General features: G+C 50.4%; 23 protein-coding genes. 14 read left to right on the top strand and 9 right to left on the bottom strand.

The features are described 5' to 3' along the window. Positions 1-3: 3 nt before the first annotated feature. Positions 4-543, bottom strand: a complete 540-nt coding sequence (locus PsAD5_RS03115; RefSeq protein WP_063291062.1) for a TetR/AcrR family transcriptional regulator — start codon at positions 541-543, stop codon at positions 4-6. A gap of 80 nt (positions 544-623) precedes the next feature. Here PsAD5_RS03115 and PsAD5_RS28225 point away from each other — a divergent pair, with 80 nt between their 5' ends. Next, positions 624-1133 (top strand): SDR family NAD(P)-dependent oxidoreductase, encoded by a 510-nt coding sequence (locus tag PsAD5_RS28225; protein ID WP_208988461.1) that lies wholly within the window; start codon positions 624-626, stop codon positions 1131-1133. Then, positions 1106-1558 carry a hypothetical protein gene (locus PsAD5_RS28220; RefSeq protein WP_208988459.1) on the top strand — a complete coding sequence of 151 codons (453 nt, stop codon included), beginning with the start codon at positions 1106-1108 and terminating at the stop codon, positions 1556-1558. The genes PsAD5_RS28225 and PsAD5_RS28220 overlap by 28 nt, the downstream gene beginning before the upstream one ends. A 123-nt stretch (positions 1559-1681) precedes the next feature. Here PsAD5_RS28220 and pyk read toward each other — a convergent pair whose 3' ends face one another. Both pyk and PsAD5_RS03100 read right to left on the bottom strand, forming a co-directional pair. Next, positions 1682-3112, bottom strand: a complete 1431-nt coding sequence (pyk, locus tag PsAD5_RS03105; protein WP_057462049.1) for a pyruvate kinase — start codon at positions 3110-3112, stop codon at positions 1682-1684. Then, positions 3109-3594: a DUF1036 domain-containing protein gene (locus tag PsAD5_RS03100; protein WP_208860363.1), complete on the bottom strand. Its 486-nt coding sequence runs from the start codon at positions 3592-3594 to the stop codon at positions 3109-3111. The genes pyk and PsAD5_RS03100 overlap by 4 nt, the downstream gene beginning before the upstream one ends. A gap of 1002 nt (positions 3595-4596) precedes the next feature. Here PsAD5_RS03100 and PsAD5_RS03095 point away from each other — a divergent pair. Then, complete coding sequence (locus PsAD5_RS03095; protein WP_057462047.1) at positions 4597-4863, top strand: DUF2312 domain-containing protein; 267 nt, start codon at positions 4597-4599, stop codon at positions 4861-4863. Positions 4864-5101: 238 nt separating this feature from the next. Here the strand turns inward: PsAD5_RS03095 and PsAD5_RS03090 are convergent, their stop codons facing one another. The 3 genes from PsAD5_RS03090 to PsAD5_RS03080 all read right to left on the bottom strand — a co-directional run bounded on the left by PsAD5_RS03090 (position 5102) and on the right by PsAD5_RS03080 (position 10532). Then, positions 5102-6793 (bottom strand): DUF882 domain-containing protein, encoded by a 1692-nt coding sequence (locus tag PsAD5_RS03090; protein WP_063291061.1) that lies wholly within the window; start codon positions 6791-6793, stop codon positions 5102-5104. A gap of 243 nt (positions 6794-7036) precedes the next feature. After that, positions 7037-8689 carry a L,D-transpeptidase family protein gene (locus tag PsAD5_RS03085; protein ID WP_208987766.1) on the bottom strand — a complete coding sequence of 551 codons (1653 nt, stop codon included), beginning with the start codon at positions 8687-8689 and terminating at the stop codon, positions 7037-7039. Between the two features lie 286 nt (positions 8690-8975). After that, on the bottom strand, positions 8976-10532 hold the full coding sequence (locus tag PsAD5_RS03080; RefSeq protein ID WP_063290266.1) for a sigma-54-dependent transcriptional regulator: 1557 nt from the start codon (positions 10530-10532) through the stop codon (positions 8976-8978). A gap of 228 nt (positions 10533-10760) precedes the next feature. On the opposite strand from PsAD5_RS03080, the gene PsAD5_RS03075 reads away from it, so the two are divergent. Continuing rightward, entirely contained in the window at positions 10761-12608 is a 1848-nt protein-coding gene (locus PsAD5_RS03075; protein ID WP_063291060.1) for a M3 family oligoendopeptidase, read from the top strand. Positions 12609-12729: 121 nt separating this feature from the next. Next, a complete protein-coding gene (locus PsAD5_RS03070; protein ID WP_153040819.1) occupies positions 12730-13410 on the top strand; it encodes a hypothetical protein in 681 nt (226 codons plus the stop codon). Between the two features lie 204 nt (positions 13411-13614). Here the strand turns inward: PsAD5_RS03070 and PsAD5_RS03060 are convergent, their stop codons facing one another. After that, entirely contained in the window at positions 13615-14070 is a 456-nt protein-coding gene (locus tag PsAD5_RS03060) for a PaaI family thioesterase (RefSeq protein ID WP_063291057.1), read from the bottom strand. Between the two features lie 366 nt (positions 14071-14436). Then, a complete protein-coding gene (locus PsAD5_RS03055; protein ID WP_063291056.1) occupies positions 14437-14814 on the bottom strand; it encodes a VOC family protein in 378 nt (125 codons plus the stop codon). Between the two features lie 333 nt (positions 14815-15147). On the opposite strand from PsAD5_RS03055, the gene purB reads away from it, so the two are divergent. The 5 genes from purB to PsAD5_RS03030 are packed head-to-tail and all read left to right on the top strand — an operon-like array spanning position 15148 to position 19228. Continuing rightward, entirely contained in the window at positions 15148-16476 is a 1329-nt protein-coding gene (purB, locus tag PsAD5_RS03050) for an adenylosuccinate lyase (RefSeq protein WP_057462039.1), read from the top strand. 29 nt (positions 16477-16505) lie between these two features. Next, positions 16506-16865 (top strand): VOC family protein, encoded by a 360-nt coding sequence (locus tag PsAD5_RS03045; RefSeq protein ID WP_057462038.1) that lies wholly within the window; start codon positions 16506-16508, stop codon positions 16863-16865. Positions 16866-16920: 55 nt separating this feature from the next. After that, on the top strand, positions 16921-17721 hold the full coding sequence (locus tag PsAD5_RS03040; protein ID WP_063291055.1) for a metallophosphoesterase family protein: 801 nt from the start codon (positions 16921-16923) through the stop codon (positions 17719-17721). Beyond that, entirely contained in the window at positions 17708-18259 is a 552-nt protein-coding gene (locus tag PsAD5_RS03035; protein ID WP_063290258.1) for an RBBP9/YdeN family alpha/beta hydrolase, read from the top strand. Before PsAD5_RS03040 ends, PsAD5_RS03035 begins: the two co-directional genes overlap by 14 nt. Positions 18260-18319: 60 nt before the next feature. Next, positions 18320-19228, top strand: a complete 909-nt coding sequence (locus PsAD5_RS03030) for a heme-dependent oxidative N-demethylase family protein (RefSeq protein ID WP_063291054.1) — start codon at positions 18320-18322, stop codon at positions 19226-19228. Here PsAD5_RS03030 and PsAD5_RS03025 read toward each other — a convergent pair. Continuing rightward, positions 19225-20043: an AraC family transcriptional regulator gene (locus tag PsAD5_RS03025; protein ID WP_063291053.1), complete on the bottom strand. Its 819-nt coding sequence runs from the start codon at positions 20041-20043 to the stop codon at positions 19225-19227. The two genes, PsAD5_RS03030 and PsAD5_RS03025, sit on opposite strands and share 4 nt — an antisense overlap. An 89-nt stretch (positions 20044-20132) precedes the next feature. Here PsAD5_RS03025 and PsAD5_RS03020 point away from each other — a divergent pair, with 89 nt between their 5' ends. From PsAD5_RS03020 to PsAD5_RS03005, 4 genes are all read left to right on the top strand, one after another. After that, a complete protein-coding gene (locus PsAD5_RS03020) occupies positions 20133-20546 on the top strand; it encodes a DUF3224 domain-containing protein (protein WP_063291052.1) in 414 nt (137 codons plus the stop codon). Positions 20547-20659: 113 nt separating this feature from the next. Beyond that, positions 20660-22030 carry an ABC1 kinase family protein gene (locus PsAD5_RS03015; RefSeq protein ID WP_063291051.1) on the top strand — a complete coding sequence of 457 codons (1371 nt, stop codon included), beginning with the start codon at positions 20660-20662 and terminating at the stop codon, positions 22028-22030. Between the two features lie 136 nt (positions 22031-22166). After that, on the top strand, positions 22167-22451 hold the full coding sequence (locus PsAD5_RS03010; RefSeq protein ID WP_208980563.1) for an aa3-type cytochrome c oxidase subunit IV: 285 nt from the start codon (positions 22167-22169) through the stop codon (positions 22449-22451). Between the two features lie 157 nt (positions 22452-22608). Further along, positions 22609-23922, top strand: a complete 1314-nt coding sequence (locus PsAD5_RS03005; protein WP_063291050.1) for a hypothetical protein — start codon at positions 22609-22611, stop codon at positions 23920-23922. Positions 23923-24050 lie beyond the last annotated feature (128 nt).

Below are 24050 nucleotides of genomic sequence, written 5' to 3'. Positions count from 1 at the left end.
TTCTTAGTCTAGCAGGCGGTTTACAGCTCTGGTGATGCCTGATTTATATTCTGCGTAGTTTGAGACCGTTAGAGAGAGCCCCTTGGCGAGGGTGTAGAGGATGAATGCGTCGTCTTCTGCTTGCTCTTTGCTTCTGTTCTCATGTGTCTCCAGGATCACATCCGCAATTTTGAGCATGACCCGAGGCATGATGCCTTTACCAACGACAGACATGACTTGCTCACCCATCTGAACCAGCTCAGCGCCATGGACAGAGTTTCTCATCAGATCGACATGCTGACCTATGATCGTGTCCAAAGCGCGTAGGATGCGAGATTTGGAGTCATTGGTCTTTTCTTCAAGAATATCCAGTGCCTGGAGCCCAACCTCTTCAGAATACTCCTCGATTATGGTCTGGAACAACTCTTCCTTACTTCCAAACTTTTTGTAGAGCGATTGGCGTGAGAGGCCGACCGCGCTTGCTACGTCACCGACTGAGGTCTTTCGGAAGCCATATTGAGCAAAAACGCCCAATGCCTTCTTTTTATCAAAGTTTGTTTTCATGTTTACCCAGTTGACAATTTCAGTAATTATTGTCAACTTTATTATGCGGCACGAACAGGTACCGCGCATTGGAGAATTTAATGAGCACAGTGAACAAGAGCAGCGCAGTATCCAACTGGACTGCGGATAAACTGCCTTCTCTTGAGGGTAAAACTTATATCATAACAGGCGGTAACTCCGGTATTGGCCTTGAAGCGGCAAGGATGCTTGCGAAAGCGGGTGGTGACGTTGTTATTGCCTGCCGGAATGCTGAAAAAGGTTCAGCTGCCCAGCAAGCGTTGCGAACTCAGGCGAAAGGAAGAGTAGATCTGGTCCAGCTGGACTTAAGCGATCTCTCGTCTGTTCGCCATGCAGCGGAAATCGTCGCTTCACGATACACCAAGATTGATGCTCTCATCAATAACGCGGGTATTATGCAGACACCGGAGTTGAAAAGTGTTGATGGGTATGAGTTGCAGTTTGCGACCAATCATCTGGGGCACTTTCTATGGTCAGGCTTGCTCAAACCTAATGTTGAAGCTGCAAAGGGTAGATTTGTTGTCGTTGCCAGCCTTGTGCACAAATGGGGAAGATCAACTTTAACGACCTGATGATGCGTGAAAATTATGCGCCTATGAAAGCCTACTCGCAAAGTAAGCTGGCCACTTTGATGTTTGGGCTGGAGCTTCAGCGGCGCTTGTCGGATGCGGGGAGTGCTTCATTTGTAGCTATGGGGCATCCAGGTTATTCAGCCACTAATTTGCAGAGTACAGGTCCGACAGGTTGGATGAGCATGGCGTATAAGTGGATGAATAGTATGTTCGCGCAGTCTGCTGAGCGAGGTGCGCTGCCAACGGTGCTTGCTGCGGCTGGAGTGGAAGTTGAGCCGAATGGCTACTATGGCCCAACAAAGCGCATGGAGACTGTTGGACCGGTTGGAAAAGTGCAGATCGCTAGCCATGCGCTGAACCCAGAGGTTGCTCGTCGTCTTTGGAGTGAGAGTGAATGGCTCACAGACTTCAAATGGGCGTTTTAAAGCAAGGCTACATTTTGTGAAGTTCGTTGCGTTGGAGCAAGCTCATTTAATCGATTGAAAGAAAAAAGCCCGTGATACGAAATCACGGGCTTTTTATTGCTTTAAGATGTGTTCTTTGACGACTTAAGCGTCTTTGGAACCCACGAATGCGATACGCAGCATGTTTGTGGAACCCGGGGTGCCGAATGGAACACCAGCGGAAACCAAAACGCGCTGACCTGGCTTTGCAAAACCTTCAGTGTTTGCAAGGCAGCATGCGCGGTCGATGAGGTCTTCCTCAGTCGCAGCATCCTGATTAGCAACACAGTGCAGACCCCAACCGATGGTCAGACGACGAACTGTGGAGATTTCAGGAGAGAACGCAATGATTGGTGTTGCAGGACGCTCGCGGGATGCGCGCAGTGCTGTACCACCAGATGCGGTGTAGGAAATAATCGCTGCCAGATCCAGAGTTTCAGCGACCTGGTGAGCTGCAGCAGTGATTGCGTCAGCGCCAGTTGCTTCTGGTTCTGTACGTTGAGCGTGGATGATGGAACGGTAGTTCTCGTCCTGCTCAACTTCCACGGCGATTTTGTCCATGGTTGTAACGGCTTCTGTCGGGAAGTCACCTGCAGCTGATTCAGCGGAAAGCATCACTGCGTCCGCACCTTCAAACACTGCATTTGCCACGTCAGAAACTTCTGCGCGGGTTGGCACCGGAGACGTGATCATGCTTTCAAGCATCTGCGTTGCAACAACTACTGGCTTACCAGCTTTGCGGCATGCGCGGATCATACGCTTCTGAAGGCCAGGAACCTGCTCAAGTGGCATTTCAACGCCAAGGTCACCACGGGCAACCATGATTGCATCGGACAGCTCGATGATCTCAGAGAGACGATCAATTGCCTGAGGCTTCTCGATTTTTGCCAGAACGCCAACGCGGCCCTGAGTGGTGTTGCGAACCTCGATGAGGTCTTCTGGGCGCTGTACGAAGGACAATGCGACCCAGTCAACTTTTGCATCGAGAGCTGCAAGAAGATCTGCGCGGTCTTTTTCGGTCAATGCACCAACAGGGATCTCTGTATCTGGAACAGAAACGCCTTTACGGTTGGAGATCTTACCGCCCACTTCAACAGTGGTCACGCAGCGCTGTGGAGACGCTTCAGTTACACGCAGGCAAACTTTGCCATCATCTACAAGAAGGCGGTGGCCAACTTCGAGGCTGCCAAGAATTTCTGGGTGTGGGAGGTATACGCGGGATGCGTCACCTGGAGCGTCGTTTGCGTCTACAACAAAGGTTGCGCCATTTTCTAGAACTGGCTTTGCGTCATCTGCGAAAGTGCCAACGCGCAGTTTAGGACCCTGCAAGTCAGCGAGAATGCCGATTGGACGGCCTACTTCTGCTTCTACTTCGCGGATGCGACCAACCAAATTGTTGAGAACTTCGTGGGAGGAATGGCTCATGTTGATGCGGAAAACATCTGCACCTGCAAGCCATAGCTTTTTGATTGCTTCTTTTTCGGAAGACGCCGGGCCGAGAGTTGCTAGAATTTTGACCCGTCTATTACGCTTCATCGTCCACCTGTTCCTTGCTCTACCGGCTCCGTCAGCTGGACCGTCCAGCTGCTTTGCTCGCCTGTATCTATTTCAAAGAAACCTGTTCGCTCATAACCGCGAGCGACACAGTCTTCTATACCGCGAATGGTGAACTTTTTTTGACGTACACACATATACGCCTTGCCATCCCATTCGCCATTTTGATCCGTTTGTACTGCGTACAAGTAATAGTAGCGTGACGCCAAGTCCCCGGACACCAGTGTGTCGCAGGTGTTTTTGTCGATGGTCCACCATCCTTCGGTGATCCAATCGGCGCCATCGCGGTAGCCTATTGCGATGTTAACTGTGCTTTCGGTCTTATTGCATGCACGAAAGTCCGCTTTAGCAGAGGGGATCTGCTGAAAGCTCAGAACTCCAAAAGCAACACAGGCAAGAGCCAGTGAATTTTTCCGAAAACGGTTTATTACAGCAGATGCGAAGTCGTTTCTGGATGTTCTCATAACAGTCATATGTACAGCTACAAACGGCAGTTTAATGCGTTCAGTTGATGCCCTTGTCAACGTGGTTCAGCCCATGGCCGACGTGATTTCGAGCACGACTAAAGGGTAATACAGGTTGTTCTGAGTAAAGAACGTTGCCCCAGCTCACCATTGACCATGCAAAAACGGCAGGATGATGAATTGGCTTAAACCCGACATGTCATGCTTTGGTTGCGCCACCCTTACTCTGGATGAGTGTGGACGACCCCCGTCAACATTTGAAATATGATCCAAAAGTCGGACCTTACCTCTAGGAATCTGAATATCTTTATTGGCCTGAGTTCTACATGGAATCAAGCGAAAAGCCAAAAAACAGTGTTACCTCCCACAGTTCCTCCCTTTTTTGGCTGTGATTTTTTGAAAGATAAGACAAAGAGATAAACATCATTTCGGACAATTGTCCGGTTTGAACCGCTCAATAATGAGCATCAGGAGATTAGCAAAACTCGTATTACGTAGCGGAGCCGAAAGTTGTTTCTTGATGCTGCGACACTTTGTCGAGTTTTGATTGAGGCAAATGTTCCGCTGAATGGAAATCTCGAATTTGTTATCTTAAATTTCCGAGTGAAGACTTTTAGTTAGCAGGCTGGTTCGCTGATATATTTAGAGGGCGCATTTGTCGCGCAGATTTATCTTTGGACAATTGTGAGTATGTTTTGGCTGCGGTATCAATGCGTACGTAGCGGCACTTATTTTTATGACAACCTGTAGGGGCTACCTGACAATGAATGTCAGATAGAGAAAACAGGCCACAATGCTAAGGTGAATTTCCGTCAGGTGAGTGCCAATAGATTGTGCGGCAATTGAGGCAACTGTTTTATATTCCCATTGAAATTCAGTTCATCCCCCAGAACCTGTAAAGGTTGCTGAAAAGAGGTCGTGAGCGGTTGACCCGTGTGCTCAGTTCTGGCAGCAAGACAACAAGGTTAATGGTGTTTCGCACGAACGTAAGGTGGATTTCATATGTCAGATGCCGGTGGTGTAGCAGCAGATCAGCTGCGCGCATTTATTGAACGTATTGAACGTCTTGAAGAAGAGAAAAAAGTTATCGCGGATGACATCAAGGATGTTTACGCGGAATCTAAGGGTAACGGCTTTGACGTGAAGGTGATGCGCAAAATCGTTTCTTTGCGTAAGCGTAAGCCGCATGAGCGTGAAGAAGAAGAGGCAATCCTCGATCTTTACCTGCATGCGCTCGGCATGGCTGGCCCAGTAATGGAAGACGCATAAGCGCTCCAACTGGTGAGAGCAGCGCGTGTGTATGCACGAGCTGCTTCTTAGCACGAATTCTGAAAGAGGCTCCTTACTGCGGTGAGGGGCCTTTTTTCGTGGTTTTGGAGTGGTGAGAGGTGCCCGAGCGAGCAGTGCTGATTGGCTTTGTTGATATAGGCTGGGCTAGCTGAGGGCAGGGGAATGCTTTCACGGCATTTAGATGCCGTGCTGAGGAGCATTCATTACAACGTGATGCCTATCTGGAGGAGACTTTCATCTCGCCTGTGTAGATTGAGTCCAGCCATGCGATTGCTGATCCGCGGTTGATCCGTTTGCGAATTGAGCGATATGGCGTTTGGGTCAGAGCGTCCTTTAAAACCGTTGTTACAGGGCTCATCAGAACTGCCAGTTGATTCTGGTCCGGGTGTTGCATGGTGATGGTCCGGCGGTTTCTTGCTGTCCATGTTGGATCAAGCATCAGCACTGCGTTTGGCTCTGGAGCTGAATGGAAACCTACCAACGGAGATCCGTAGACGGGGGCCTTTGTCACTACAGTCTGTTGAGCTGGTTGTGATTTCGGCATCAAATCTGGCAGACGCTGCTCTGCGAAGAGTGCCTGTGCGGAGAGCGCAGTTTTTTTGTTGAACTTGCTCTTTGGTAGATCTGCAGTCGCGGCAGGAGAGGCGTAGGCAAGCTGTGCGCCTACAAGAGGACGTAGGCTGTCAGGTGTTTGCTCGCCAGTTGCTGCAATGATCGCTGCAATGCCATCCTTCGGAGTTTCCACTTTTGGTGGAATGACTTGAGCCCGCTTTTGAGCTGCAGGGGTGGCCGCCGGCAAAGCGGCGACCTGAAGAATTTGTTGCGGTTTTATGCGCGGACGAGCGGAGGCAAACAGATTGAGATTCTGCTCCGTTGGTGCAGGCGTAACCTCACTCTCATCCTGTGGCTTTGCATATGGTGTTGCTGAAGCCAAAACGGCAGGAGAAGCTGCTTCTGGAACCGGGCTTGCTGCTGGCTGAGTTGCCAGCAACGCCACTTTAGGCTGCGGAATAGCGTTGAACTCGGTTTCTACCCGGCGGCTTGGATCTGGCTCACGCACTTTTGGTGCTTTTGTTGCCGGAGTTGGTGCCGGTTTACTTCCTTCGTTGCTACCTGAATTGCTGAACAGGCGGGAGAAGAAGCTTCCACCACTGTTAGACGAGCTTGCCCGGGCACTTGCTTTAGATGATGAAGTAGAACGACTGGCAACGCTGGTTGAGCGGCCTGAATCTTTCCGTTTTACAGCAGCAAGTGTCTGCTTGTAACGCGCCATTGGTTTTCCATCGGAAGGGACGTGAATGGTGTCACCTTTTGGAAATACCCTTGCCAGTTGAGAGCGACTCATGCGTGGCCAATGGCGCACAGAGCCGGTGTCCATGTGAACAAACGGCGTGTTTGAGCGCGGGTAGTAGCCAACGCCGCCAACATGCTGGCGCAAACCAAGTGCACGTAGTTTGGCTGTGCTTACACCGGGAATGAAGAAGTCCATTGCGCGGCCTCTGGTGTGCTGGCTGTTTTTAGCCACACCGCTGGAGCGCTTACGGAGCATGTTGTTGGTTTTAGGCGACCGATAAGCCGAGACAACATGGATGTACTTGCTTGTGCCTGCTTTCTGGTAAACTTCCCAGATGAGGTCAAACAGTTCAGGATCCATTTTCGTTGGCTCTTTTTGGCGCCAATCCCGAAGGAAATTGTTGAGCTTGCGAAGGCCTTCTTTGTCATAGCGGCCATTCCGCTTGAAGGTAATTTCTGCCCGCTCTTTCGTGTGGGTGAAGTACAGCTTGAGCGTGCGTGTGCTCGCACTGGCCGAAGCAATTGAGGTGAGGAAGAGCGCACAAAGAACCGCTGCGACCAGCATTGAAATGCCAGGCAGACGTTTACCAAAGTCCGAGCGCCCGAATGCAATCATGTCACGCAATTGAATCTCGCTTTCGCGTTATCGGCTAAAACCTTACCCCAGAGCCCCACCTCTTTATCTAGTGCGGACAAGGTTAATGAGCCTTTACTTTAGTTACAATTAACGCGAACTAGTGACTTCACGGCAACAATCCAAGTTTTTTGCCAGAAACCGCTATTTACATGCGACAAATGCGCGCGAATCCGCACGCATAAGTCGTCATATTACTGTGGATACATGTGGATAGTGACAATTTTAAAGATTCAGAGCGTCGATCGTCGCCTGGTCATGTCCGTAGATATCCGGACGTCTTTGCAGCTTTCCAGCTTCATCCACAAATGCGGTGAAGTAGGAGATATGCACCGGGATATCCCTTTGCAAATTCACCTGGGTCTGCTTCTTGCCGACAAGTGAGCGGATGTAATTACCCGTCATCGTGTTTTGCGTGGCCATCAAGGCGTCAGCAAACTCAAACGGGTTCTGCACGCGAACACAGCCGTGTGAGAAGGCGCGCTCAGACCGGTTGAACAGCGATTTGGACGGCGTGTCGTGCAAGTACACGTTGTGTTTGTTTGGGAACATGAACTTGATTTTGCCAAGCGCGTTGCCGCGTCCCGGACGCTGACGGATGCGGATCTGCTTGAAGGTCACGGCATCCCAGTTCACACGGCGAGGATCAACGATCTTGCCGCCATACACGATCTCGTAGTTGCCCTTTTGCAGGTAGCTTTGTGGGTTGCTTGCGCGCAGTTCCGGCAAAAGTTCTTTTGAAGCGATGGAATATGGGACGTTCCAGTATGGATTTACGATCACATGTTGCATCTTGTCTGAAAAGACCGGTGTTTTGTTGGAGCGTTTTCCAACAACGACGCGGGTTTCATAAAGAACAAAGCCATCCATGTTCAAACGAACCATGAACTCTGGAATATTCACGCGCAGATGGGTTTCGCCCAGCTCGCGCGGCATCCAGCGCCAGCGTTCCATGTTTGCAATAACGTCATTGATTGGGTCACCGCTAACGCGCCCATTGAGGGCAAGCAGTGTGCGTGGGCCAACCGCGCCATCTGGATGCAAGCCGTTTGCAGCCTGGAAGGCTTCAACGGCATAAGCCAGATCCTGCGTATAGACGTTCATTTGAGATTCAACAGTCGGAACGCTCAGGCGTTCGCGAAGAACGGCAACGCGGGAGCTTTTTACTCCAACTTTCAGGACTTTGCCGGCTGGAATGACAACTTGCTTTTCAAGGCTGCCATTTTCAGTGTGTTCTCTTAGTTCGGCTAGCTGCTTTTTCAGCGCTTTGTATTCTGGATGCGGAGGGTTGAAGGCCGCAAGAGTTTTTGCCGGAGCAACCGAGTGCGCTATGGATGTCAGCGCTTCAATCGGGTCTGGTCTTTCCGGACGAAGGGTAATGTCCTCGGAAATCGCATAGGGGCTGACGCGGCCTGCCTGAGCATCCTCTGCGTATTTGAGGATCGAATGGGTCAGCTCAAGTTCTGCTTCCGCGATTTGCTCTGGGGTTGCTTTGCCATCTGCATTGAAGCCTGCTGCTGGCACCGGGTAGTCGGCGGCGTGCAGGCCTTCTTTATCGGCTGATTGCAGAGTTTCCATAACGGACAAAGCGCTGGTGGAGAGCTTGCCTTTCAGGATCCAGGCGGGCTGGAAGCTTCTGTTTTCGTAGAACAGTTTTGCAGCTGCTGCTTCGCGTTTTGCATGGAAGTTCTGGCGGCGGTGTTTTTTGCTAAGCGCCTGCTGAATTTCCTGCGCAACAGGATTTGACTTAGCGAGGTTTACTTGCTCGAGCTGCTCGTCAAAATTGTCAGGAATTGCGGCTTGCGCAGAATACATAGTTGACGAAAGCGCAATAACTGCCCCTGCGAGCAATGCTGATGTGCTCGTTCTACCAAACATTTATGACTACCCACCTGATAACTCTTTGATCTTTATAGGCACAAGAAGAATGCCTCAAAAATTAAGAGTGTTGTTTTGCCCAAACTTATATTTATTACGCATATACACTAATGCGTTTTGAGATAGCACGACAGCGTGATGTTTTAAATTCAAGGATCAGTGATATGAACTTAAACCCACGGTTTTTTGTTAGTCGCTATGCTTTATCGATTTATTGAGATGCACGCGTGCCTGTGGCTTGTGCGAGGCTTACCCATTCGCTTCCAACCATCCTGCAAACTGAGCTTTAGTGCGCAGTTTTGCTTTCCGGAGTTTCTTCCAGACCGTATTCCTTCAGCTTGCGATAAAGCGTAGAGCGCCCGATGCCCAAACGCTTGGCAACCTCGGTCATGCGGCCTCCGTAATGGGAGATCGCTGTCCGGATCATTTCCTCTTCAACACTGATGAGCGTACGCACGTGGCCTTCGCCATCGAGTGATCGCATATATCCAAAGGGAGGTTGCTCCGCGTCGAAGGCTGAAACGGCCTCGACCTGAAGAAATCGTTCGTCCTGCTGTTCCTCCCATTTACTCGCTACACTTAGGGATGAAGAATAGACGTCAGCTTGCGGTTCTTTGTTTCCGGCAGGCGGTGCTGCCACGTAACTCATTGGCGTATCAGTCGCTTGAGCTATTTGCGGGAAGTCATCGCATGTCAGGCTTGGACCATCGCACAGGACAACGGCGCGGAATACTGCGTTTTCAAGTTGGCGAATGTTGCCAGGCCAGTCATAACTCTTAAGCATATTGACTGTGTTAGATGTGATGCCCGTGACTTGAGGCTTGCTTTCTTCTGCAGCAAAACGCGCCAGGAAATGACGGGTAAGCTCAGGGATATCCTCACTACGATCTCGTAGGGGAGGGATCCAGATAGGGAAGACGTTGAGGCGATAATACAGATCTTCCCGGAACTTACCTTCTTTCACCTGATCGATCAGACGTCGGTTTGTTGCTGAGATCAGGCGGAAATCGACTTTTATCGGCTTACGTGCGCCAACTGGGTCAACTTCCCCTTCTTGCAGCGCGCGCAGGAGTTTTACCTGCACTTCCAGTGGGAGCTCGCCGACTTCGTCTAAGAAGAGGGTCCCGCCGCTGGCTTCCTGAAACTTGCCCATGTGTTTATCAACAGCGCCGGTGAATGCACCTTTCTCGTGACCGAAGAGAATGGATTCCACCAGGTGGTCTGGAATAGCGCCGCAGTTTACGGTGACAAACGGCTTGGACCGACGCTCGCTGGAACCTTGAATAGCGCGCGCAATCAGCTCTTTACCAACACCAGACTCACCTTCGATGAGGATTGGAATGTTGGAGGAGGCAGCTCTTTCGCCCAGTCGCAGGACACGATCCATCGGCTCAGACCGCGTGACGATATTATCAAAGGTGAGGGTGCCCTCTGTGTGTTTGCGGATGCGGGTGAGTTCACCTTCCAGCGTCGCAACTTTGAGAAGGTTGGTGATGGAGACCTGCAAGCGCTCAGGACGGCTTGGTTTTACAACGAAATCCTGTGCACCAGCGCGCATAGCTTCGATGACAGTTTCAATGCTGCCGTTGGCTGTTTGAACAATGACAGGGACTGCATTCTTTGCGTCGCGGGTTTCTTTCAGGACTTGAAAGCCATCAACTTCTGGCATCATCAGATCAAGGATAACCAGATCGATTTCTGATTGTGCGCTTCCTGTAAGGATTTCCAGCGCTTCGCGACCATCGACACAGCTTTTAGAACGGTACCCAAACCGCTTTACGGCTTCTTCCAGCAAGCGTCGTTGGACCGGATCGTCATCTACGATCAAAATGCGCTGTGCCATGGGAAATCCCTTCAAATCGATTGGGCAGTAATGCATAGTGTGCCAATTCAGGTCATCCTGCACCTAATTTGGTAAACAAATTGCCCACTTCATTTTGGGGATCTTGTTAAAAGACGCCATTGCATGTGTAAGGATTGGACGCATATTAAAACAGTGTACTGCAGAACTTGTTTTGCAGACCTCAGGTTTCTTTTCTGGCGCAATGCCATCCCATAATCGGACGCTCATATGACACTCAAGCACGTCACTCCATTTTCCATCACCTATCAAAGCGCTGATGCAGCCACGGCAGGCTCTGCCCTTGGTGAACTGCCGGAGTGGGACCTTTCAGTTTTTTACAGCTCTATTGATGATCCTGCGATTGATCAGGATATGGCGCGTGCGAAAGAACTGGCAGAGCAGTTTGAAGCAGACTGCAAAGGCAAGCTTGCTGAAATTGCAACACGTTCTGGCGATGAGCTCGCCGAAGTTGTGCGTCGTTATGAGGAACTTGAAGATCTGATGGGGCGTATCGGCTCTTTTGCCGGTCTGGCTTACACCAGCATCACAACAGATCCAGCTCGTCAGAAATTTTATGGCGATGTGCAGGAAAAGCTGACGACTGCGAGCCTTCACATGCTGTTCTTCTCGCTTGAGATGAACAAGATTGAAGACGAGGTTCTGGAAAAAGCGCTGAACTCTGAAAAACTGGCGTATTATCGCCCCTGGTTGGAAGACCTGCGCAAAGAACGCCCGCATGAACGCAGTGAGGAAATTGAGCAGCTGTTTCATGAGAAGCACGTGACCGGTGCTGCCGCCTGGAACCGGTTGTTTGATGAGACAATTTCTGGTTCTCGTTATGAGATTGATGGTGAGGAGCTTTCCATTGAGCAGACCTTGAACTTGCTGCAAGGACCTGACGGGGACATGCGCAAGAAGGCTGCTGAAGCGCTTGCGAAAACGTTCGGCAAAAATCTGAGCATCTTTACGCTGATCATGAACACGCTGGCGAAAGATAAAGATACTTACGACCGCTGGCATAACTTTGATGATATTGCTGACAGCCGCCACCTTGCCAACCGTGTTGAGCGTGAAGTTGTTGATGCGCTGGTTGATGCAGTCCGTGCTGCTTATCCGCGTTTGTCGCACCGTTATTATGCGATGAAAGCCAAGTGGCTTGGCGTTGAGAAAATGAACTTCTGGGATCGTAACGCCCCGTTGCCGCAAGCTGATACGCGCGATATTCCATGGGATGAAGCAAAAAGCACGGTTCTGGACGCTTATGCGAAATTCTCGCCGGAGCTTTCTGAAATTGCAGGGCAGTTCTTCAATAAAAACTGGATTGATGCTGCATCCCGTCCGGGTAAGTCACCTGGTGCGTTTTCTCATCCGACCGTGCCAAGCGCACACCCGTTTGTGCTGATCAACTATCAAGGCAAAATTCGCGATGTGATGACACTGGCGCATGAACTTGGACATGGTGTTCATCAGGTTCTTGCAGCGCCAAATGGTGCGCTGATGGCACCGACCCCGCTGACACTGGCTGAGACCGCTTCAGTGTTTGGTGAGATGCTGACCTTCAAGGATCTGCTCGCGAAGGCAGAGACACCTGAAAAGCGTCAGATCATGCTGGCTGCCAAAGTGGAAGACATGCTGAACACGGTTGTGCGCCAGATTGCGTTCTATACCTTTGAGCGTCAGTTGCATGAACTGCGTAAGGAAGGCGAGCTGACCGCTGAGCAGATCTCTGCGATCTGGATGGGTGTTCAGGAAGAAAGCCTCGGTGAAGCAATTGATCTGGAAGGTGGCTATGAGAACTTCTGGACTTACATTCCGCATTTCATCCATTCGCCGTTCTACGTTTACGCTTATGCCTTCGGTGATTGCCTAGTGAACTCGCTCTATGCGGTTTACGAAGAAGCCGAGGATGGCTTCCAGCAGAAGTATTTTGATCTGCTGAAAGCGGGCGGCACCAAGCACCACAGCGAACTGCTGGCGCCTTTCGGTCTGGACGCAACCGACCCTGCCTTCTGGCAGAAAGGTCTGGCTGTGATTGAGCGGTTCATTGATGAACTGGAAGAGATGGATAAGGCGTAAGGTCTATCTAGTTTGAATTAGGAGGCGGGGGCTTTGGCTCTCGCCTTTTTTGTTGTGTTTACGGAATACTAAAGTTTGGTTAGATTACGTTAAGTTACTAATGAAGTTGTGGTTGTTGATTATGAGATTTCTTCCTGTCTTTTCATTGCTGATGCTTCTTTTCGGTTGCGCGAACTTTGATCAAGCAATCCATAAAACACGAGAGTTCACGGCACCAGAAAATGCGTTTGACAAAAACTGGCCTGGTTACGGGTTTGTGATTTTTCCTCAAAAATATACAAATGCCGCTCTCTCTCGTCACCTCATGTTTTGCGAAGCTTTTCTCGCTGCGCTTGTCCCCTCGAGGCCTAATACCTCGGGAAGTGAAATCGTGTTGAGGTGGCCAGTAGATTCGAAAGCCGACGCAGCACGACTAAATCATGCGCGTTACTCTCCAAAATTATGTGAATTGGCTGTTGAACATTACGATTTATCTGTTGCTCAAGAAGTCATAAATTTAGTTCGCCAGCAATCTGGAAATGAAGATTTTGGTTTCGGTAAGGGGCCGTATTTGATCGCTTTTTCATCGATTATGCATTCAGGATCCTCGCGTTTGGGATTTGTACTCGATTTTTCTCGTGCCACGTTGCCAGATCATGCCAACCGGATGATGAGAGCATGGAAGAGAAGAATTGAACAGAATCCAAAACTCTGGAAAGATCGGACTATAGATATCGAAGTGCTTAAGCGGGAAATTGCATTTTTTGCAGATGCATTTGGTAGTGGCGTGCTTACAGTATTTGGAGTGAAGCTCAGTGCCTGAGATGATTAACAAATGGGGAGGAGCCGGAGTTGCTGGCTTTTTTGGTGGCTCGGCTATCGCGCTGTGGGTGGAGGTATCTACCACAGTTGGCTACATGGCAATCGTGGTAGTCTGTATATTAATCTTTAAAGTTGCATCTATGGCTTTCCATCTAGTCGCTAAGCCCAAGCGAGATGAATAGCCTTAGATTGGTTCGGTAACTCTCTACTGTTGAACGTCGGCTCTGCCGCGGATGGACATCATAGTGCCCGATAGCGTGGCGACCTTCTTTTCAGTGCCGTCCTTGATTGCGTAGGCGGTGGCGTTGACGAAGGTGATTGTGCGGCCTGGTTTCTCGACCTTTGCGCGGAATACAAAATACTCACCTGCAGCAGGGTTCATCAGATTGGTTTTGAGTTCGATAGTAAGTACAGCAGCATCTTCATCCATCAGAGAGAAAGCTGCGTATCCGGCTGCGCTGTCGAGGGCTGTGGTGACGATGCCAGCATGGAGGAAGCCGTGTTGCTGGGTAAAATCTTTGTTGTACGGCATGGTCAGCTCGACGATGCCGGGTTCTACTCTGGCGATTTCAATACCCAATGAGGCCATGGCTGGCTGGCGGGCAAAGCTGTCCCTTACTTTCTTCTCATAGCCTGCAAACCGAGGCGTAAACTCACTCATTTTATCTCCGAAAATGTCTATCTGAATATGTCAGGTGGCGATTATGCCAAGTCTTAATGCGTTATGTTCGAACCACAGCGAAGCATAAGGAGAGGCGAAATTGCCCTTGCTTTGGGCAGAGAGAGTTCCATTGTCGCGGAGGAAAATTCTACTTTCAATGAAATGCGCTTGCCTGTCCGGGGTGTCGGACTCCAGGTAACAAGCTCTGGTATTGGCTAATTCACTTGAAGGCACAGTCACTCACAAACCTCACTGGATTATTGAGAGGAGTGTAGAGGGAACTGAGTAGCTTACTGAAGCTCAACGTTTGTCGGAGTTATAATATGACTTTGCTGGCTCTCTTGTTTGCTGCTGACCCTTTGCCCACTAGCGGTGTTGGTCTATCAGGATAGGGTTCCCGTCCGGATCAATCACAGTGAAGCTTGCCGGACCAGATGTGGTCTCGTCTGCTTCTTGTCCGTGAACTTCAATGCCATCAGCTTTCAAGCGCTTTTGGAGTTCCCTCACATCGAGGAATTTATCGAGGGCTTGTGCTTCCTGATCCCATCCTGGATTGAAGGTGAGCATGTTCTTTTCAAACATTCCCTGAAACAGCCCGATGATTGTCTCGCCATTTTTCATGATCGCCCAGCCATCTGTACCATCACAACCGGGATCGCATGCGAAGCCGAGCTTTTGATAGAACGAGATTGATGCTTTGATGTCCTTAACCGTCAGGCTGATTGAAAATGCACCCAGCTGCATGTGACTTCCCCCTCAAGAACCACTTTGAAACGTCTTAGATGCTCAGCATAAGGAAAGTTTTGCAGAGCTCAAGTTGGTCATAAATTAGTATGCAACAGATGCCACCCAAGAGGGATTTCCATTCTGGATTTGATTGTGTTTCGTTGCAGACAAGTTGACTGAAAATTGCAGGTTCTTTTTTCGGGTGATGAAGAAATATTCATAGTGCGCATAGCAACGTTGAATTCTCTAAAAAACGCGTTTTTTCGGCATTGCCGGAGCTTTCTGGCATTGTTCTAGAGAGCCTGTCCTGCTACATCCTGCGACAGAATTGTAACGCATACGAGGACTGGCATGATCCCGCGCTATTCGCGTCCTGACATGGTCGCTATTTGGTCTCCTGAAACGAAATTCCGCATCTGGTTTGAGATTGAAGCTCATGCTTGTGATGCTCTGGCAGAGCTGGGTGTGATCCCAAAAGAATCTGCTGAGAAGATTTGGGAGAAAGGTGGTCCAGCTACCTTCGACATTGCGCGGATTGATGAGATCGAGCGTGAAACCAAGCATGATGTGATTGCGTTCCTGACGCATCTTGCTGAAATCGTTGGTCCGGAAGCACGCTTTGTGCACCAGGGCATGACCTCTTCTGACGTTCTGGACACTTGCTTCAACGTTCAGCTGGTTCGCGCTGCAGACCTTCTGCTGGCCGACATGGAAAAGCTGCTGGCTGCTTTGAAGCGCCGTGCTTATGAGCACAAAGACACCGTGACCATCGGTCGTTCCCACGGTATTCATGCTGAGCCAGTGACCTTTGGTCTGAAAATGGCACAGGCGTATGCTGAGTTTGACCGTTGTAAGAAGCGTCTTGAACTGGCTCGTGAAGAGATCGCGACCTGCGCTATTTCCGGTGCAGTTGGCACATTTGCAAACATTGACCCGCGTGTTGAAGAGCACGTTGCTGAGAAGCTGGGCCTTGGTGCTGAGCCGGTGTCTACGCAGGTTGTTCCTCGTGACCGTCATGCCATGTTCTTCGCAGTTCTGGGTGTGATTGCGTCTTCCGTTGAGCGTCTGGCGACTGAAGTTCGTCATTTGCAGCGCACAGAAGTTCTGGAAGTTGAGGAGTTCTTCTCCAAAGGCCAGAAAGGTTCTTCTGCGATGCCGCATAAGCGGAACCCAGTGCTGACCGAGAACCTGACTGGTCTTGCTCGTATGGTTCGCTCTTACGCATTGCCTGCGATGGAGAACGTTGCACTATGGCATGAGCGCGATATTTCGCACTCTTCCGTTGAGCGTATGATCGGTCCTGATGCGACTGTAACGCTGGACTTTGCTTTGGCGCGCCTGACAAACGTTATGGAAAATCTGATGGTTTACCCAGAACGCATGATGGGTAACATGGATCGCCTTGGTGGTTTGGTGCACTCGCAGCGCATTTTGCTGGCACTGACACAGGCTGGTGCGTCTCGTGAAGACAGCTATCGTCTTGTTCAGCGCAATGCGATGAAGGTCTGGGACAGCTACCAGGTTTCTGGCGATGCTAAGGTGGACTTCCTGACTGAATTGCTGGCGGATGAAGACGTTCGCAAGCATCTTTCTGAAGAACAAATTCGTGAACGCTTTGACCTTGGTTACCACACCAAGAATGTCGATGTGATCTTCAAGCGGGTCTTTGGCGAAGCCTAAGTCGCCCGTGCACACCAGTGGAGGGGAAGATGAAGCTTTATGGTCTGCGGATTTTCGTGAGTGATATCGAAAAGGCCAGGGAGTTTTATGCCGAAACGCTCGGCCTTCCTCTTAACTGGGATATGCCAGAGCTTGGCGCATTCGGTGCCAAGCTCGACAATGCAGAGCTCATTATCGAGCAAGCGCATAACGAGGAAGACCAAGAATACATTGGTCGTTTTCTCGGTGCATCTCTTCAGGTTGATGACATTGTCGATACTTATGAGCGCCTTTGTGAAAAAGGCGTTGCCTTTACCAGTCCGCCTGAAAAGCAGGTTTGGGGCGGAGTTCTTGCACATTTTCATGATCCGTTTGGCAATGTTTTGACACTGCTGGGCGAACCTCGCTGACAACATAGTCCTTCTTAGTTTTTAATGGGACTAATGCCGATCAGGAGTCATGACTATGAGAATTGCGGTTATCTCAGACATTCACGGTAACCTGCCTGCTTTGGAAGCTGTTCATCGCGACATAAAGCGGAAGTCTCCGGATCTGGTGTTTAATCTGGGTGATTGTGTTTCGGGGCCGTTGTGGCCAGAGGAAACGGCTCAGTACCTCATTGCGGAAAACTGGCTGACTGTGCGCGGCAATCATGACCGGCATTTGGTGGACCATGTCCAATCCCAAATGGGGCTAAGTGATGCACATGCTTATTCGCTGCTTTCTGACGAATCCAAAGCGTGGCTGAAACAACTGCCAACGCAAATGGAGCATGTCGAGAATGTGTTCCTGTGCCATGGGACGCCCTCAGCTGATAATGTTTATCTGACTGAAGAACTTTGTGGGGATCACACCAAAATTGCATCGCCGGAATATGTGTTAGAGCATGTTGGAAATGTAACCTCACCGCTGGTTGTTTGTGGGCACTCCCATATCCCTCGGGTCATCTGGTTGGAAACGACCGGACAAATCGTGATGAACGCAGGCAGTGTTGGATTGCCAGCCTATGATGATGACAAGCCTCATGCACATACCATGGAAGTTGGAAGCCCCCATGCGCGGTACATGATTGTGACCCGTGTTGGAACGCGGTGGTCCTTTGAGGAGCGGATGGTGAACTACGATTGGGACCATGCCAGTAGAAAAGCTGCGCGTAATCAACGTGGAGATTGGGCTGGCGCTTTGAAAACTGGGTATTTTCGTCCTATTAAGCTGCCAGACTTTTTAGCACGACCACGTATTGAGGAACCTTATGAAGATTTCTGAGGCGGACATTCTCATTGTCCCCGGCCTGCATGGCTCCGACGCAAACCACTGGCAAAGCCGTTGGGAAACCAAATTCTCCACTGGTCGGCGCGTTGAGCAGAGCAGTTGGAGCAAGCCAGACCTTGAGGAATGGGTGAATGCCGTTGTGAAAGCGGTCGAGGAAGCTACGCGCCCAGTGGTGCTTGTTGCGCACTCCGCTGGTGTTGCTGCAGTGGTTCATGCTGCGCCTCGCATCAAGAATTGGGTGAAGGGTGCTTATCTGGTTGCGCCTGCAGATGTTGATGACAGCTCATGCGTACCGGCTGAGTTGCATAGCTTTGGCCCGTTTCCAACCTCTCCGCTGCCGTTCCATGCCAAGGTTGTGGCGAGCCGCAATGATCCGTACTGCACTTATGAACGTGCTGAGCAGCTTGCCAAGCTCTGGAATGCGCGTTTGCAGGATGCTGGTGAAAGTGGCCATATCAATTCTGAGAGCGGTCAGGGGCCGTGGCCAGAAGGCATCATTTCGTTTGCTCATTTCATGAAAGAGCTCGGGTAACTCGTATAGGTTGATGAACGCCCTCCTTCCGGTGCATGTTTTGTGTGGGGAGGGTGTTTTATGTCGCGATTTGCTCACACACCTTATGACGGCTCTAAAAGGCCGTTTACCGTTGGGCTCGAGCCTCTTGATTTGAGAGAGTGGATTGAGCCTGATGAGTTTTTAGCTGCGCACCTTGATGAAAAAGAGCGGCTAATCGCTGACCCTAAAGCCTTCGTGTTTGCTGCAGAGGCGGATACAGAGGCAGCACAGCGCGAAGTGGCAGACCTCCTTGTTGCTCATCTGCCTGCCCAGTTCCCCAACATTTATGAGCTTCACTCCGATCACTCTCTTATCGTGAAGAATACAGGGAAGTGCGTTGATCTATCGTCCTGTTCCGAGGCGCCATTACTCGCGATTTCTCGCCTTGTGCAGGAAGATCTGGTGCTGATGCGTAGAGGCGATGACGAGTATAGGCTTGTCGCCGCGAGCCTGTGTTTTCCTTCCAGTTGGTCATTGGTGGAAAAGTTTGGCGGCTCTATGAGTGCGATCCATGAAGGGGTACCGGATTTCAATGGGCACCGCATGGGGCTCATGGTTCAGCGGATCTTTGAACGGTTGGAGACGGATAAGCCAGTTTGGCGACTGAACTGGTCTCTGTATACGGACGCGGAGCTACACCATCCGGTTTCAGGTTTGTGCGATGAAGTTCTCTGTAAGCCTGATCTGGCATTTGAACAACTCTATGTGCGCGTCGAGAAGCAGACATTGAGACGCCTGCCGGACAGTGGCGACATCCTCTTTACCATCAGGGTTCACCACGATCCCATTCATAGCCTGCTAAAGCATCCGGATGGTGGTCAGCTGGCCCAAGGCTTAAAGACACAGTTGCTTGGGCTGACCGAAGAACAGCTGGACTACAAAGGCATCAAAGCGCATGCATCAATTATCGCACAAGCGCTTGATATGGTTGCAGAAGAACGTGTTTAAACTGGTAGAGACTCTGGCAAGTAATGGCTTGGTGCGTGGCCTGTCAGTTTCTTGAAGGCGTTGCTGAAGTGGGATTGGTCGAAGTAGCCGAGGGAGTGGGCCAAGTCTGTTAGGTTGAGGTCTTGCCCGTTGTTGATAGCGTCAACTGCAGCCAGCATGCGGTAACGTTCAATCACCCATTTGGGATGAACGCCGATGTGGCTTTGGAAGAGGCGTTGGATTGTTCTTGGCTGGAAACCTGAGATCCTGGAGAGATCTTTCAGATTGCTGATTTCGTCAGTTGTCGCGATGGTATCGACGAGTGCGCGGGCATCCTTCGCTTTAGATGTCAGGGGATGCCTATGCGAAATCAGGAGGTTGTCCATCTGAACAGCGAATGCGGCTGGCTCATCTGCTGATTTTAGCTGTGAAACTAGTTTTTGTTCGGAAATGTTGAGAAACGGCTCGATGTTCTCGTAGGTGTTGAGGAGCGAAGAGGGGTTGTATCTGAAAAAATCTGCGAAAGCTCCTGGACGAAACTTCACGCCAAACACGCGGCCTTTCTGCTGCAAGGAATAATGGAATACGCCTGTGTTGGTGCCAAATACGCCTGTGGTCTGCAAGGTGTCGATGACAATGTGTTGGGATGGGTGGGGAAGATTAGCTTGCTTATAAGGAGGCTTATCTCGCAGGTCCCATGTGATCAGCCAATAGAATTCGATGGCATCTTGCAATGGTTCAGCTGGGGTGAGCCAGTCCAGATTGAAGTGCTGGAGACTGCGTTGCTGGTTTAGCAGTCCGCTGATTTGATTTGAGGTGTCATCCTGATTTGGCATAGGCGTAAAAGATAGCAGCTGTCGCGCTTTTACAAGCCCTTCTGATTTTGATGCAGTAGGTATTCCGCTCTGAATGCAAGGAGCTGAACATGGCAAAGATTAAATGCACCTACAAAGTTGAAGAATGGAAGGAAGAGACTACAAAAGAACTTTCCAAGACGAGCAAGGTCACGTCGGTTCGTGCTCATGGACCTGTCAGCGGAGAAATTGTTGGGCAGGTGAACATGTTTTACCTTCTGGCCTATGTAGCTGAAAAAGAAGGCAAATGCTCGGGGTACACACAGGTCTCAGGTCGATACAGTTCGCGTGAGGGCACGTTCTTCGTTGAGGAGAACGGGGTGTTTGATGCACAGACTGTTCGCTCTTCGATGACTGTGGTGCCCGGTTCCGGGACTGGGGAATTTGAAGGCGTTTCTGGTCGGGGGGAGTTTGTTACTTCTCATGGTAACGCTGTTGAGTGCAGGCTTGAGCTGGAGTTTGTGGAGAGTGTTGAGCAAGCCTGAGCAAAGATGTGATTAGGTAATCTCTAAAAGTGCCCTTGGGTTCTCTGCGTTTTCTGCTAGGTTTTGCAGTGCACTATATATTGCAATAGAAGTGTGAGCCGCAGGAACCCCATATGCCTTCATCTCGTGACCGGGAAGCAAACAGAATGTCCGCCCGACTTGGCCGCTATGCCAAGGTTGGTGGAAATATGAGTGGCATTGCAGCCAAGCTTGCAGCTGGTAAGCTATTTGGCTGGGATCAAGACCCTGCGAAGAATGCAGCTTCTATCGCAGAATCCCTTGGTGAACTCAAAGGGCCGTTGATGAAGGTGGCGCAGCTTCTTTCAACGATTCCTGATGCCGTGCCTCCTGAATATGCAGCAGAACTGGCGAGCCTTCAGGCAAACGCACCTCCCATGGGGTGGGCTTTTGTTAAGCGACGCATGCGGGCAGAGCTTGGCCCGGGCTGGCAAGGCAGGTTTGATAAGTTTGAGAAGGAGCCTGCAGCAGCGGCTTCTCTTGGTCAGGTGCACAGAGCGTATGATCAGGATGGGGCGATGCTGGCCTGTAAGCTTCAATATCCGGATATGGATAGTGCGGTTGAAGCTGATCTGAATCAGTTCGACATGTTGCTTGCTCTGCATCGACGTTTCAGGCCTGCGATCGAGACTTCTGAAATTGCGAAGGAAGTTGGTGACCGATTGCGGGAAGAGTTGGATTATCGACGGGAAGCGCGGCATTCAAAGCTCTATGCCAATGTTTTTGCTGCAGATGAGCAGATCCAGATTCCAGAAGTGTTTGAAGATTTGTCAACGCGGCGGTTGCTTTCCATGAGCTGGCTGGAAGGACGTCCGCTTCTGGCCTATCGACAAGAAAAGCTGGAGGCGCGTAACAAGATTGCGCAAGTGATGTTTAAGGCATGGTGGCACCCGTTTGCGCATTATGGTGTGATTCATGGTGATCCCCATCTTGGGAACTATACGATCTTTGAGGATGGCGGAGAGCTGGCTGGTGTGAATTTGCTGGATTACGGATGCGTGCGCATCTTTCCGCCAGATTTTGTGCAAGGCGTGGTGGATCTGTATCACGGTCTGCTTGAAGATGATCAGGACCGTGTGGTTGCTGCTTATGAGACATGGGGTTTTGATGGGCTGACGACTGAGCTTATTGAGACTTTGAATATCTGGGCGAGTTTTATTTTTGGCCCGTTGCTCAGCGATAGAGTACGCTCGATTGCCGATGGTGTTTCTCCAGCGGCTTATGGGCGGCAAGAGGCGTTTCGTGTGCATCAGTCCCTCAAAGAGCTGGGGCCGGTGAAAATACCTCGTTACTTTGTTTTTATGGACCGGGCGGCTATTGGGCTTGGATCTGTTTTCCTTCACTTACGAGCTGAGCTTAACTTCCATCAACTGTTTAATGAGCAGATTGATGGGTTTGAGCTGGATGCGTTGAGTGCCCATCAAAAGCACCAACTGGACTTATGTGGTTTGACTGGCGAAGATTGAGGCACATACTCAGGCCGTTGGAATTATCCCCGGCACTTAGGTTATTTCCAAAGCGGTTCTTTAGGGAAGTTGCGTCACCGGACCATGTGGTGTTAAAGACTGATATTAGGAAAACTACTTGTTTCGAGGGGGAAGCATGGCTGACGGGAGCGCGTCTGTTATGGACTATGAGGAACACGAGAAGACCTACAAGAACTTTATCAACTTCTCAAAGGTTGGAATTCTTGCAGCTCTCACATTTGTACTCGTTATTGCAATGATTGGATTTGGTGGTACTGCCGGGACGGTTTGGGCAAGCATCACCACAATCGCAACAGTGATTGCAGTTGGCGTTGGTATGGCATCTGGTGACAGGTCGCACGTTGTACCGGGAATCGTATTCCTGCTTGCTTGTGTGGTAACAGCTGTGCTGACAATCTAAGAAACCTTCAGGTTTTAAAGGTTTTGAGAATCGCAGGAGCAGCGTGCTTCTGCGATTTTTCGTTTCAACCCCGAAATTTGCCAGAGGCGCTGCCCTTTTCTGATCATTATTGAAGAATAGAGCCTTTAGTAAGAGTTGTTCTGAGTTCGGGTATCATATGTCTACTGCGCAAACTGTTCGCGTTCTTCTGCGCTGTTCCTTGCTGCTTGCAATCTTTATCGTGGTTGCAGTTGTCTCATCGCCATCTCATTCTGCCTCGACTGATCTTGGTTTCTCCCAGATCCTGAAGGAAGAAGGCGTTGCTGCGAGTGGTAGCAACTACGAAATCGTGCCGCCGGTGTTGCGGAATGGGACATTGCTTGTTTACAGACTCAGGGTTCATGGCAAGACTTATAAGGTGCGCGGTACGGCGACATTGCAAAAGCGCATCAATGAACTTCATGCGCTGAAGGGTATTCAAGAACTGGATACGGTTTCTCAAGCGGGTGAGGGCGTTGTGACTGCCGTTGCCAAGCCTCTGACATTTCTCGGCAGTCTTGTAACCTCTCCCAAAGAGACACTGAGTTCCACAGCTGATGGCGTCGGCCTGTTGCTGAATGGGACTGTGAACACCATTACCGGGAATTCCGGAGCGACTGCTCCTTCCAAAGAAAGTGGTAAGAAGACTTCTGCGGTTGAGAGTGTTGCTGCGGCTGTAGTAGGGCGAGATAGAGCCCGGCGCTATATTGCTGTTGCTGCGAATGTAGACCCTTACACGACGTTTCCTCCACTCTCTGACGCGCTTGATAAGGCTGCCTGGGCCTATGCGACTTCCAATCGCCTGACCAATCTTGCAACTGTGTTTATTCCGGGTGGTGTTGGGACGGCGGTTAGTGGAGTTCTGGCGACAACCAACTTCAGTGAAGCTCTCAAGGCCAGCCCGACCGTTGCTGATGAGACGATGCGCGAGATGCTTGGTGAGATGGCTATTCGCCAGAGCAGCACACGAGCATTCCTGAGCGCTACGTCTATGACGCGCGGTGAAAAGATGTTTTTTGTTGCAAGCTTACATTCGTTGAAAGGTGTTCGTGGGCGAAGTGATCTGGTTGATCAGGTGAGCCGGCGGAGGCTTTCTCAAGAGGCGGGATATTATTACCTGTTGGGTCTGATGATGATCGCTGATTATCATATTGATACAGAGCGTCTTGCTTCTGTTGAGTTGTTTGAGGGTATTCCGATTGGTACGACCAGAACCGGGCGTAAAGTTGCCTTTGTTGCTGGTGACCGTGTTGGTTGGAGTGTTGATCAATCAACGACCACACTCAATATCGCAAGCCGTGTAAATCAAACCCATGCGGGCACTGGAGCGAGTGAACTGCGCGTGTTGGGACTGGTTCATCCGACGTTAAAAGCGGAGCTTGGTGCGTTGAACTGGGTTATCCGCGAAAAAGCGCCACTGGCTACTTTCAAAGAAATTGACGTAACAAGCTGATTAAAAAAGTGTTTGGGGTGAGCTCTGAAAGTGTCACCCCAAAACCCAAGGGGCAACATCCAAAATATCGGTGCTTATGGTGAGAGCGCGCTGGCTGTGATTTGGCCGCGGTTCACACTCTTTCATGA

Source organism: Pseudovibrio sp. Ad5, assembly GCF_001623095.1.
Classification (GTDB): domain Bacteria; phylum Pseudomonadota; class Alphaproteobacteria; order Rhizobiales; family Stappiaceae; genus Pseudovibrio.
The sequence above is the reverse complement of the archived record's forward strand: the minus strand, read 5'-3'. Positions and strand labels throughout refer to the sequence as shown.